Annotated in this window: 9 protein-coding genes and 2 pseudogenes; 7 read left to right on the forward strand and 4 right to left on the reverse strand. The window is 60.0% G+C overall.

Going from position 1 to position 12,338, the window contains the following annotated elements; genetic code table 11:
• Positions 1-138: 138 nt before the first annotated feature.
• From RGCCGE502_RS31295 to RGCCGE502_RS31320, 6 genes are all read left to right on the forward strand, one after another.
• Positions 139-1,623 (forward strand): sugar ABC transporter ATP-binding protein, encoded by a 1,485-nt coding sequence (locus RGCCGE502_RS31295; RefSeq protein WP_016558243.1) that lies wholly within the window; start codon positions 139-141, stop codon positions 1,621-1,623.
• A complete protein-coding gene (locus tag RGCCGE502_RS31300; RefSeq protein WP_016558244.1) occupies positions 1,620-2,672 on the forward strand; it encodes an ABC transporter permease in 1,053 nt (350 codons plus the stop codon). The genes RGCCGE502_RS31295 and RGCCGE502_RS31300 overlap by 4 nt, the downstream gene beginning before the upstream one ends.
• 119 nt (positions 2,673-2,791) lie before the next feature.
• Entirely contained in the window at positions 2,792-3,802 is a 1,011-nt protein-coding gene (locus RGCCGE502_RS31305; RefSeq protein ID WP_016558245.1) for a substrate-binding domain-containing protein, read from the forward strand.
• Between the two features lie 58 nt (positions 3,803-3,860).
• Complete coding sequence (locus RGCCGE502_RS31310) at positions 3,861-5,402, forward strand: sugar ABC transporter ATP-binding protein (protein ID WP_016558246.1); 1,542 nt, start codon at positions 3,861-3,863, stop codon at positions 5,400-5,402.
• Positions 5,392-6,537 (forward strand): ABC transporter permease, encoded by a 1,146-nt coding sequence (locus RGCCGE502_RS31315; RefSeq protein ID WP_016558247.1) that lies wholly within the window; start codon positions 5,392-5,394, stop codon positions 6,535-6,537. The genes RGCCGE502_RS31310 and RGCCGE502_RS31315 overlap by 11 nt, the downstream gene beginning before the upstream one ends.
• Complete coding sequence (locus tag RGCCGE502_RS31320; RefSeq protein WP_016558248.1) at positions 6,534-7,925, forward strand: LLM class flavin-dependent oxidoreductase; 1,392 nt, start codon at positions 6,534-6,536, stop codon at positions 7,923-7,925. Before RGCCGE502_RS31315 ends, RGCCGE502_RS31320 begins: the two co-directional genes overlap by 4 nt.
• On the opposite strand, the gene RGCCGE502_RS31325 is transcribed toward RGCCGE502_RS31320, so the two are convergent.
• The 4 genes and pseudogenes from RGCCGE502_RS31325 to RGCCGE502_RS31335 all read right to left on the reverse strand — a co-directional run bounded on the left by RGCCGE502_RS31325 (position 7,889) and on the right by RGCCGE502_RS31335 (position 10,080).
• A complete protein-coding gene (locus tag RGCCGE502_RS31325) occupies positions 7,889-8,602 on the reverse strand; it encodes a DUF1612 domain-containing protein (protein WP_016558249.1) in 714 nt (237 codons plus the stop codon). The two genes, RGCCGE502_RS31320 and RGCCGE502_RS31325, sit on opposite strands and share 37 nt — an antisense overlap.
• Positions 8,603-9,186: 584 nt before the next feature.
• Positions 9,187-9,395, reverse strand: a pseudogene (locus RGCCGE502_RS37625) (aminotransferase class I/II-fold pyridoxal phosphate-dependent enzyme); the annotation flags it as partial.
• Positions 9,396-9,483: 88 nt separating this feature from the next.
• Positions 9,484-9,775 (reverse strand): annotated as a pseudogene (locus RGCCGE502_RS36040) (type II toxin-antitoxin system RelE/ParE family toxin).
• Positions 9,772-10,080, reverse strand: coding sequence for a type II toxin-antitoxin system RelB/DinJ family antitoxin (locus RGCCGE502_RS31335; RefSeq protein WP_016558251.1), 309 nt, complete (start codon positions 10,078-10,080; stop codon positions 9,772-9,774). The pseudogene RGCCGE502_RS36040 and the gene RGCCGE502_RS31335 overlap by 4 nt, the downstream one beginning before the upstream one ends.
• A 341-nt stretch (positions 10,081-10,421) precedes the next feature.
• Between RGCCGE502_RS31335 and RGCCGE502_RS31340 the strand changes: the two genes are divergently transcribed.
• Complete coding sequence (locus RGCCGE502_RS31340) at positions 10,422-12,338, forward strand: PIN-like domain-containing protein (protein WP_016558252.1); 1,917 nt, start codon at positions 10,422-10,424, stop codon at positions 12,336-12,338.

The raw sequence follows: 12,338 nt of genomic DNA on the forward strand, positions 1-12,338 counted from the left end.
AGATTAAAAAGTCCGTTTTTGCCGACCTGCGGAGATTCTTTGTTTCGTCGGGAATAGCCGACCGGCAAAGGCTTGCCTGGAAGTTCCCTCGCCCACCGGGCCAATATCAGGCACGCGAAGCCGATCGGGACAGCCACGATGCCACTTCTTCACATTGAGAATCTCACCCGCAGTTTCGGCGCAACGCGCGCCTTAGCGGGCGCAGACATATCGATCGGGAGCGGAGAGATCGTTGCCCTGATGGGAGCCAACGGCGCGGGCAAGTCGACGCTGGTCAAGATCTTGTCGGGCGCAATCGCCGCCGACGGCGGTAGCATTATCTTGAACGGCAGTATCATCGCTCCACGGACACCGTATGACGCTGCCCGTGCTGGCATCGCGACGGTTCATCAATCGACGGATATCGTCGGCGCGGCGGGCCAAACAGTGGCCGACGCTCTCCTCCTACATCGCTTCGCCGAGGGCGCGACACCGTTCTTCGTCTCACGCAACAGCCTGCGCCGCCAGGCGCAGACCATTCTGGCGGCTGCGGGGTTCTCGCTGCCTCTCGATCGCGACTTCGGCGATCTCTCGGCCGCCGAACGCCAGCTCGTGGCCATCGCCCGCGCGCTGGCAAACCGCGCCGATCTCCTGATCCTTGACGAGCCAACCGCGAGCCTTTCCGGAGAAGAAAGCCGGCGGCTGTTCGACATCCTCCTGCGGCTGCGCAGCCAGGGCCTCGCTATCCTCTATATTTCCCACCGCACAGCGGATCTCGAAGCGATCGCGGATCGCGCCGTTGTCATGCGCGGCGGCCGGATCGTCGGCGGCTTCACCCGCCCGATCGATTTCTCCAACGCCATTGAGGCGATGATAGGCCGCAGGCTGGAGGCACTCCAACCCGTGGCTCGCATGCGAGCTGAAACCACGACCTTCGAAATGCGCGATGTCAGGCTTTTGCCGACAAGCAGCCCCCTCGACCTGTCGATCAGGCAAGGCGAGGTCGTCGCCATCACAGGAGTGCTTGGCGCCGGCAAGACCCGGTTGCTTTCCGCGATCTTCGGCGCCGGCAAGCTCGCGGCGGGCACAATGCTGCTAGGCGGAAAACCTTACGCTCCGCGCTCCCCTGCCGAGGCGATCGCGGCAGGTGTTGCGATGGCCGCGGAAGACCGCCACCGCTCCTCATTGATGCCGGCAGGCTGGCCTGGACATTCGCTTGCCGCGACCATCAGCCTCCCGCATCTCAGGACATGGTATCGGCGAGGCATCCTCTTCGGTGGACGTGAGCAGCGCGAGGCGGCCGCGGCCATCACGCGCCTCGGCATCAAAGCGTCGGATCCGCTGGCCTCGATCTGGAGCCTTTCCGGCGGCAACCAGCAGAAGGCCGTCATCGCACGTTGGGAAGCCGAGCCAAGCCGGCTGCTTCTCCTCGACGAACCGTTTCAGGGTGTCGATGTCGGCGCGCGCCGCGACATCATCGAAGCAATCCGCGCGCGTAGCGACCGGGCCACACTGATCGCCACTTCCGACCCGGAAGAAGCCTACGAGGTCGCCGACAGCATTCTGAGCATCGATCGCCACACCCTGCAACCGATCGCCGTCGATGCGACCGTCGATTCGGTGTTTCAAGGAACACACGCATGACCACATTGGACGAGAGCGCTCTGCCTGAGCGAGCGACAATTCAGGACAACACAAGCGAACAGCGTGGCTCGCTGGGCGCGGCTCTGCGCGCGGGCGCGGTCTTTCTGCTTCTTGGCCTGATGGTCGTGGGTTTCGCGCTCGCGGAACCCGCGTTCATCAACATCAGCAACCTGATGAGCATCCTGCAGGCGGTGTCCGTGGTTGCGATATTGGGCGCCGGCGTCACCGTCACGCTCGCCGTCGGCGGCTTCGATCTCTCGATCGGTGCCGTCGCCGCCTCAAGCGTGATGGCGGCAAGCTACGCCATGATCGTCTGGCAGCTGGATGCCTTCGCAACGGTGCCGCTGGTGCTTGCCTTCGGGGCAACCATCGGGCTCATCAATTCCCTCCTAATCGTGCGTCTGCGCGTCCCCGATCTCCTGGCGACGCTCGCGGTGATGTTTCTTCTATCCGGACTGCAGCTCATCCCGACGGCTGGCCGCTCGATTTCAGCAGGTCTCATTCTGCCTGATGGCTCGAAGGCTGCGGGCGCCTATGATCCGGCCTTCCTTCTCATCGGCCGCTACAGCTTCTCCGCCACCCTTCCTATGTCCGTCGTGTTGATGGCGCTCGTGGCCCTCGTGCTTTACGTCCTGACGGAACGGACGCGCATTGGCCGACTGCTGTTTGCGACGGGCGGCAACGAGGTGGCGACGCGGCTCGCGGGTGCCTCGCCAGCACGGCTGAAGACGCTCGCCTATGTCATCTCGGGTGCGCTTGCGTCATTGGGCGGTATCGTCATTGCCGCCCGTGTCGGCCGTGGCGACGTCTCGTCCGGCGGCTCTCTCCTCATGGATGCGGTAGCGGCCGCTCTGATCGGGTTCGCAGTACTCAATCTTCGTCGCCCCAATGTGCTCGGCACCGTGGTCGGCGCAGTATTTGTGGGCGTTTTGTTGAACGGGCTGACCATGCTCAACGCGCCCTATTACACTCAGGACTTCGTGAAGGGGGCGGTGCTGGTCGGCGCCTTGGCCCTCACCTACGGCCTCGGTCGCAACGGAGATCGCTGAGGCGTCATTCTTGCTTGCGGAAATTTTCCCGGCGCCCTGCGCATTTGGAAAAATGTTCCTCCTCAATAAGTTAAATCTATCTATTTTATATACTAATTGAAACGAGAGGGTCTATTTCAATGAGTGAATCGACTGTATCCGGCCTGGGGCGCCGTGAAATCCTGAAGCTCGCGGCAGTCGCCGGCGCGACGTTTGCCGGCGCGGGCGTCTTTGCCTCCGCGCCTGCCACCGCCGCTGACGATGGGCTCTCGCTCAAGGGAAAGCGTGTCGCGATCAGCGCCACCGGAACGGACCACTACTTCGACCTGCAGGTCTACAACGCTCAGATCGAAGAAGTGAAGCGGCTCGGCGGTGAGCCGATTGCGGTCGACGCAGGCCGTAACGACGGCAAGCTGATTGCGCAGTTGCAGACGCTGGTGGCCCAGAAGCCGGACGCCATCGTACAGATTCTGGGTACGCTCAGCGTCATCGATCCTTGGCTCAAGAAGGCCCGCGACGCCGGCATTCCCGTACTGACTGTCGATGTCGGCTCGACCAACTCGCTCAACAACACGACCTCGGATAACTGGGGCATCGGCAAGGACCTTGCCCTGCAGCTCGTCTCCGACATCGGCGGCGAAGGCAACATCGTGGTCTTCAACGGCTTCTATGGCGTAACGCCGTGCGCCATCCGCTATGACCAGCTGGTCAACGTCATCAAGTACTTCCCGAAGGTGAAGATCATTCAGCCGGAGTTGCGCGACGTCATCCCGAACACCGTCCAGGACGCGTTTACGCAGATTACCGCGATCCTCAACAAGTATCCGGAAAAGGGTTCGATCAAGGCCGTCTGGTCGGCCTGGGATATTCCGCAACTCGGCGCAACGCAGGCGATTGCTGCGGCCGGCCGCAACGAGATCCGCACCTACGGCGTAGACGGCAGCCCGGAGGTTCTGCAGCTCGTTGCCGATCCGAAATCGCCAGCCGGCGCCGATGCAGCCCAGCAGCCGGCCGAGATCGGCCGTGTCGCGATCCGCAACGTCGCCAAGCTGCTGGCCGGCCAGACCCTGCCGCGGGAAACCTATGTTCCGGCTCTCCTCGCAAACAAGGAGAATGTCGGCGAGATCACCAAGAAGCTCGGTATCGGCTGATTGCACTCTCGCGATGCGGCTGGGCCGCATCGCATCCCCTTCTCTGAAGAGCCGCACCATGACCGCAGCTGAAACCGCCGATCCCGGCAGCGACATCATTCGTTTTGACCGCATCGTAAAACGCTTCGGTGGTGCGCAGGCGCTGGCAGGCGCATCGCTCGCCGTTCGGCGCGGCACCGTTCATGGCCTCGTCGGTCAGAACGGCGCCGGCAAATCCACGCTCATCAAGATCCTTGCCGGCCTTCACAGGCCGGACGAAGGACACATCGAGGTCGAGGGCCAAGACTATGAAAGCCTGACGCCACACCTCTGCGAAGAGCTTGGGATCCATTTCATCCATCAGGACCGCCTGCTAGTTCCGACCTTCACCGTCGGGGAAGCGCTCTTCCTCGGCCGAGAGACCCGTCTTCCCGGAACGCCGTTTCTCGATCGCCGCGCCATGCAGCGGCGAGCCGAAGAAACCCTTCTCAACTATTTCGGCCTGCGGCTGCCGAAGGATGCATTGATCGGTGAGCTTTCCACGGCCGAACGGCAGATCGTGCAGATCACCCGCGCTCTCCTCAATCAGCCGAAGGTGCTGGTCTTCGACGAACCGACGGCAGCGTTGGTCCGGCGTGAGGCTGAGACGCTCTTCCGGCTGATCCGGCGCCTGCGCGACGACGGCGTCACCATCATCTACATCTCTCATTATCTCAATGAAATCGAGGAACACTGTGACCACGTGACGGTGCTGCGCAACGGGCTCGACGTCGCCTCGCTGCCAATAGCCGAAACCTCCGCGAAAGCCATCGCCGGCCTGATGATCGAGCGGGATATCGCGGAGATGTTCCCGAAATCGCATGTCGAGCCGGGCGCGGAGATCCTCAAGGTCGAAAACCTCTCGGCACCGAACCGCTACGATGATGTGAATTTTACGCTCCGCCGTGGCGAGGTGCTTGGCATCACCGGTCTCCTCGGATCCGGCGCTAAGGATCTGATCCGCACGCTCTTCGGACTGGAACAGGTAGCATCCGGCCGCATCGAGATGGCAGGCAAACCAGCGCGGCTGCGCAATCCGATAGAGGCCGTCGACCAGGATGTCGCATTGGTCCCGGAGGACCGGCGCGGCCATGGCGTGGGGCTCGATCTCAGCCTCTCCGAGAACATCACGTTGTCGAGCCTTGCGCGATACACCCGCTTCGGCTTTCTGAAGCGGAAGCGCGAGCGCTCGGACACCGACGATCTCATCCGGCGCCTGCAGATCAAGACGGCCGGGCGAGACGCACCCGTACGCACGCTTTCCGGCGGCAATCAGCAGAAGGTCGCGATCGCCAAGTGGCTGAGCCGGCGATCGGAGATCTACCTCCTTGATGAGCCGACCGTCGGCGTCGATATTGGCTCGAAGGTCGAGATCTACGCGCTGATCGGCGAACTTGCCGCCCGCGGTGCCGGCGTCATCGTCTTGTCCTCTGATCTGCCCGAACTCGTGGGCATCACCGATCGAATTCTTGTCTTCTTCCGCGGACGTGTCGTTCGCGAACTCGTCTCCTCCGAGACCACAACGGATGAAGTGCTGTCGGCATCGACAGGCGCTTCGGAAGGATTGCGTCATGTCGGCTGATGTTCAGTTCGGTTCCCTGCCCGCCATTGCCGGCGACGGTGCTCCGAGATCGAAAGGCAATCTCGCAGCAGCAGCACTTCGCTTCGGCTCGCTGCTCGCCTTTGCCTTCATTCTCGTCATCTTCTCGCTAACGGCGCCTTACTTCTTCACCATCGGCAATATCGGCAATGTCCTCGGCCAATCGGCCATCGCCGGCGTCCTTGCCATCGGCCTGACGATCGTGCTGATCGCCGGTGGCTCGAATGTGGTGACCGGCGGCATCGACCTGTCCCTTGCGGCCAATATGGGTCTGAGCGCTGCGGTCTATGCCTCGCTGATTCAGCTCGGCTACGGCGATGCAACTGCTGCTGCCGGAGCGATCATCACCGGCCTTGCCATCGGGGCCGTCAACGCGGTGGCGGTCGTGCTTGCCGGCATCGTGCCGCTCCTGGCGACGCTTGCGGTGATGAACGTCATCGCCGGTCTGGAGCTGGTCCTGACGCAAAATACTGTTGTGCCGGCGTCGACAGACGTGCTGACAGCAATCTCGACATCGGACAGCTTCGGCATCCCTGTCCTCGCCTACATCCTGATCGGCTTTACGGCCGTTGTTGCGGCTATCGTCCAGTACACGCCGATCGGCTTGCGGCTTTATGCGGTCGGTGAGTTTCCAGATGCCGCCCGCGCCGCCGGCCTTCCCCTCGAGCGACTGGTCGCCGGTGCATTCATCGCCAGCGGCCTCTGCGGCGGCCTCGCCGGCATCCTCTCCGTCTCCTACCTCAGCGGCAGCACGACGGGTTCCGGCGAAATGCTCCTGCGGCACCATCGCAGCAATCGCCGGGATCATCTTGACGTCAACGGTGACGGTCTACATTCCCTCCTCAGGCAACGCCTTCCTGCTCAACGCAATCGGCGCCACCTTCATCGGCACGACCTTCTCGCCGCTCGGCCGCCCGAATGTCGCCGGCACCGTGCTCGGCGTTCTGCTGCTCAGCGTCGTCGCCAATGGTCTGCTTCTGACCGGCCTGAATTTCTACTGGCAGCAGGTCGGCACCGGCAGCCTCATCTTCTTAGTGCTGGCCTTCAGCTTCATCAACAGGAAAGCGGTCGGTACCTGAGCCGACGCAACCCGGACAATGCAGGAACTATGACATGAGCCGAGAAATCAGGCTGAACGCCTTCGACATGAACTGCGTCGGACACCAGTCGCCCGGTCTCTGGCGCCACCCGCGCGACAAATCGTGGACCTACAAGGATCTCGACTACTGGGTGCACCTCGCCAAGACTCTTGAGCGCGGCAAGTTCGACGGGCTCTTCATCGCCGATGTTTTGGGTGTCTACGACGTGCTGAACGGCAATGTCGATGCAGCGCTTCGCCATTCGGCTCAGGTACCAGTTAACGACCCGCTGCAACTCATTCCAACCATGGCCTATGAGACCGAACACCTCGGCTTCGGTCTGACCGCTTCGCTCTCCTTCGAGCACCCTTATACCTTCGCCCGCAGGATCTCGACGCTCGACCACCTGACCAAGGGGCGGGTGGGCTGGAACATCGTCACCTCTTACCTCAACAGCGGTGCACTCAACATTGGCCAATCTGCTCAAACCAATCATGATGATCGCTACGAGCTCGCGGAAGAATACCTTGAGGTGTGCTACAAGCTTTGGGAAGGCAGCTGGGAGGATGACGCCGTCGTGAGGGACCGTGAGAAAGGAATCTTTACGGACCCACGAAAAGTCCACCCTATCCGGCATTCTGGCAAATATTTCACGGTTCCTGGGATTCACCTGAGTGAACCGTCTCCGCAGCGCACGCCGGTCCTTTACCAAGCAGGCGCCTCCAGCCGTGGCAAAGACTTCGCCGGCGCGCATGCCGAGTGCATTTTCGTTGCTGCACCGTCGAAAGCCGTGCTCAAACGCTATGTCGCCAATGTCAGGCAAGCCGCCGCGCTTGCCGGCCGAAACCCGCGGGAAATTCTCGCCTTCAATCTGCAGACCGTCGTCCTCGGTCAAACAGATGCCGAAGCACAGCGCAAGTTCAACGAATACCGTCAGTACGCATCCTTCGAAGGCGCGTTGACCTTGATCTCCGGCTGGACCGGCATCGACTTCGGCCAGTTTGGCCCTGACGAGGTGCTGCGTCATCGCTATACCAATGCTGTACAGTCTGCCGTGGAAACATTCACGACGATCGACCCCGACAAGGAATGGACCGTGCGGGAGATGGCGGACTGGGTCGGCATCGGCGGCTTTGGGCCAGTTTTTGTTGGATCCCCATCGACAGTCGCGGACCTGATGCAGGAATGGGCCGAAGAAACCGACGTCGATGGCTTTAACCTCGCATATGCGGTGACGCCGGACAGCTTTGAAGACGCCGTCGAGCTTCTTGTTCCCGAACTGCAGAAGCGCGGCGTCTACAAGACTGAGTATCGAGCGGGAACGCTTCGTGAAAAACTCGGAGGCCAGGGGCCGCGCCTGAAGGCACCGCATCCCGGCTCTGCATTCCGTCATCTGATGTCCTCGTCAGCGAAGCTTGCGGTGTAGGTGTACTTCCCTTCGAGATCGGACCGGGACGTGTGACTCTGGTGGCAATGCCAGCCTGGCGCACAGCCCCGCGGCGAGCCGCCGGCGGGGCCAGGGGCGTGCTGCGACACCGCCAGCTCGTTCCAAGCATCGAGGGCGACGATCGCCGCTAGCACCGGCGGCAACTCCTGCGCCTGCCCCACGACGTCGCGCCATTCGTCGAGCCGCGCATCCTCGTCCCAGTCGAGATCGTACACCAGCGCCTTGTTGTTAGCGTCGCGGCCGCTAGCGGCACGACTGCTTGCCTCCTGGCTAGGACGCTTGGCGTCCTCGATGGCGACCGCCGAGCGCGCCAATACCGCATCAACGGCGGCGAAGACACTCACGTCACCCTCTTCGCCACTCTCCCCCTCCCCTCCCCCGCGTGGTTCGCGAGCAATCGCATCTCTGTCGCTCGCGCTGTCGTCATCGTATGATGGTCCGGGCCACACCCAGGCCCGCAGGAGGGTGCGGAGACCGTCGGGACTGGTGGCCCAGGCCTGAGGCTGGCTGGCGATGCGCCGGCGGCTGCGCAGCACATCGCGGGCGATGGTCAGTTGATGTGTCGGGGCGCGGACGTCCTGGCCGGCGTCGTGGAGGACGAGGTCTTCGAGACGCACAAGCTCACCGTCGAGCCACAGCGAGGCGACGCGCCACATCGCCGAAACGCGTCAATACCTTCAGGACTTCGCCGCAACGATCCCCGTCACGAAGACGGTAATGGAATTCTACGAGAAGATGCTGTGCCTGTATCCGAACCGGGTCAATCCCGGCTCGCTCTGGGCGGCAGCGAAGGCTGTCAAGCCGTCGTAAGAATGAACGAACTTGTCTCGGGTCAACGCTCGGCGTCCTGCGATGGGACGCCGAGCCTGACTTCGGTGCCCGACACACATGCTGCCTAATGATAGTATTTGTCGAGTTCGTGCCTCACGCTCCTGGTCACCATTTCCTGCAGCATCTTGAAGCAGAATAGGTCGAGCGGAAGGGGCAACAAAGATAGAGAGGTCATCGTCGCGCCAATGCCGTATCGACCGATTTCGAACGAGTCCTTGTACGTTGATTTCGGCGCCAATCCATTTCCGCGCTGCGCCCGTGCTCTTACAACAGTCGTCGCCAACGAGGGATAGTGCCTCTGTTGATGTTGCGCGATCGAGATCTTGAGCGCCGCATTGCCGCGCGCGAGCTTGAACGACTACCATCGGGCCAACGAACGAAAAGGTCGGCCGAGCTCTTCGAAGGACCACTACTCTGCAGCAACAGCGTTATATCGGAGCGGCAACCCGAGACGCCTTAGACATTGACCAGGGCTTCAACAAGACCCTCGATCAGTATTTCGCCGTGATAAGGTGTAGGCGTGATGCGCAGCCGTTCTGTTCCGCGAGAAACGGTCGGATAGTTGATCGGCTGGACATAGATACCGTGATCTGCAAGCAGCAGATCGCTTGCACGTTGCTTCAGCGATCCGGACGAAGCGTTTTTCTGACCCAGGTTGAAGGTCTTGAAGGTGTACGAACTTTTGGCCCCACGGGACGAACCGATTTCAACTCGTTGCGAGAGTCTCTGGCCATTCCTGCGCGCCATGTAGGGCGCAAAATTCGAACTGTGGTTTCCGTAACGGCGTATGCGGCGATGTAAGGCGTACCGTAAATGACGAGTTCGCGTGTACCGGCAATTCTGCCCACACGGCCGCTAGCAGGAAAATCCAGCAAGCGACGTGATGCTGCAACTAGCCGCTCGTCGATTAAAACGGCGGCGGCAGGATTATCGGCCTCAATGTAAGTGAAGATGGCGTCGCGATCCGATAACGCAAACGCAGACCAAGTGAGCTTCACGGCTTGATCGCACCAGCTTTAAGCCGGGCCGCCGCTCGACGCTCGGCGAAATGCGCCTCAACCTCGTTATCGGGTATATCCACCCGAGTATCGTTGAGCGCTTCAAGCACTTTGGTGCGAAACCAAGCGTCATGCGCTTCGCTGCCCGAGAGGAGTTCTAGAGGGAGCGCTCCCTCGTTAGCAGTCCGGGTAAGTAAGATTCGAACTGCGTCAGATACTGTTAGGCCCATGCTTTCGAGAACAGCGGAAGCACGATCCCGAACTTCGGCATCTATACGGGTTTGCACAAGCGCATTTGCAGCCATCGTCATCTCCAAATTCCGCGACATAGTAATGCATTTGAATGACCAATGCCACAACCCTGTCATGGTTTATAACCGAGCGCTGTCCATCGCCTTGAACGGATCCGAACCGCCGACCCCGTTATTTATTGACTACATTCGCATCAAGTTTTTCCAACCCGGTCAAGGCAATCGACCCGGTTGCCACGTTGCCAGGGGCAACGATTTTGGAGGCAATAGGTTGCCGCTTAGCCCAGCAACCGGCGGCGAATACCAACCTAGGGCAGTATTCGTAATGGAGTGTTAGGAACCGGTTTGCTACAACGCGAGCCTGTGAGCTAACACGAATTGGAAAGATAGTTTGTATGCGCGGTCAGCATAAAAGGTTTGTCGCTGCAAAGGAAATCAAGCGACCCTTGCCGAAGCTGACTATCCCGACTGATGTGCAATCCTTCGAGGACTACTTTGCACGCCTACAAATTCTACAAAACCGCGTCGACACGCACATCTACTTCGACACGTCGTTTCTCGTCTGGTTAACCGGCGTATCCAGTGACGGCCGCGCAGAGCTTCTCTCATGGCTGCACGCAATGGGTCGAAACCGAATTCACATTCCTGTTTGGGCTGCTCATGAGTATTTCCGCCACCACGTCACAGGATTAATTTCCAATCAGTTGCAAGTGGTGGCGGGTAACCTTCGCACCGCTGCGAATGATTCCTATGCCGCTTTACGGCCGTACCTGGATACGCCGGTACGGGGAGAGCATCGGTCGCTGGCGGAAATTCATACAAGTGTCCGAAAAACACTGATAGACGTCAAACGACTGGCCGGATTTGCATCCAAATGGAGCACAGAGCACTATCAGTCTCACGTGAACGACGTCTTTAAGATGATAAACGATTATGGCGTACAAAGCGGCTCTGTTTTCGAAAATCTGCATGACATCGAGGTTCTCGAAAAAAGCCGTTATACCGGGAGAATTCCCCCTGGCTTCAAGGATCAAAAAAAGAAAGAGCGCGACGGTGTCGGCTCAAACAGCTTTGGTGACCTCGAGTTTTGGAGAGAGATCCTGCGGCATTCGAAAGATGTCCGCGCAAAATCAGTGATCATCCTCAGCAACGACCGCAAAAATGATTGGTTGATGGGTGCCCAGCCCGCGCCTACGATTGACCGCGAGGATGAAGTCATTGCAGCGAAGAGAAGTTGGAATCCCATCCCTCGCGCTCACCCTATGCTTTTATTCGAAGCGCACGCGTCAGCCGGCGTGGAAGAGCTTGTTCTGACCGATACCGTATATCTCGCTACATACTTCAAGAAGGCAGGAATTCCTTGCCAGTCTTTCTTCAATGCTGCGGTCGATGTTGAACTACCCGAGCCCTCGGAGTTTGACAAAGACGTTCGCAAGGGTTTTAAAGCAACCGTCGCGACGGTCGGAAGCGAGCCCCGCGGAAAGAACGATGACATCCGTGCAGTAACGCTATTCAAAGACGGTCCCAATGTCCTGGTTGCTCCGCTTAAGTTGAACCTTGCCTTCACCACCAGCGGAAAGCTGGAGCATCCCCCTGGAAACGCATTGGTCAAGGCAGTTCTGGACGACAATACTGAATCAAGAGGCATAATCGATTTCCTGCAACTGGAGCTGTTTAAGGCTGCAGACACCGGCACCTTGGTTTGGCTGGCGCGAGCCTTGGTTTCAAGAAGCCAAGCGGGCGATTCTCTGGCCGTCGCTCACTGCTCCGATCTCCTCGGGATGATAGATGAGCTACCGAGCGGGACCGCGACGTGCCTTTACCTCGGCTTTCTAGCCGGCGCCTATTTCGATGGCGATGATTTACGCGCGCCACCGTCCGCTCCCATCTTTCAAGCCCTTTTGGGTCTTCAAGACCGACCGTTCGCTGCCCAGCCAATTGCCGTCATTACAGGAAAATTTCGCAAACTCCACAAAAAGCCCATGTACTCACCAGACCCTGCAAAGCCTGCGCTCCCTGTAACGGTGCAACTGAAAGACGTGTCTGGCGGCAGATCGTCTATCTTTGGACTACAGATCGGTGGCCTTGGAGTACTGGACGCAGCGCAGTCGGAGGAAGAACTCACTTTGTCCCATTTACTGGACGGACAGGGCAGCGCCACGGTGAGAAGCATCGCCGAGAGAGCGAGCCAGCTGTTAGGATTTCCTGTGGCGCAATTACTAAACACCGCAGAGCTTGACCGCGAGGTCGAGTTCAGCCCGACGATAGGCCTGATAGCGCCGTCGGAAACCGTACTCTTGATCGATGAGTAA

It is taken from the genome of Rhizobium grahamii CCGE 502, assembly GCF_000298315.2.
Lineage (GTDB): Bacteria > Pseudomonadota > Alphaproteobacteria > Rhizobiales > Rhizobiaceae > Rhizobium > Rhizobium grahamii.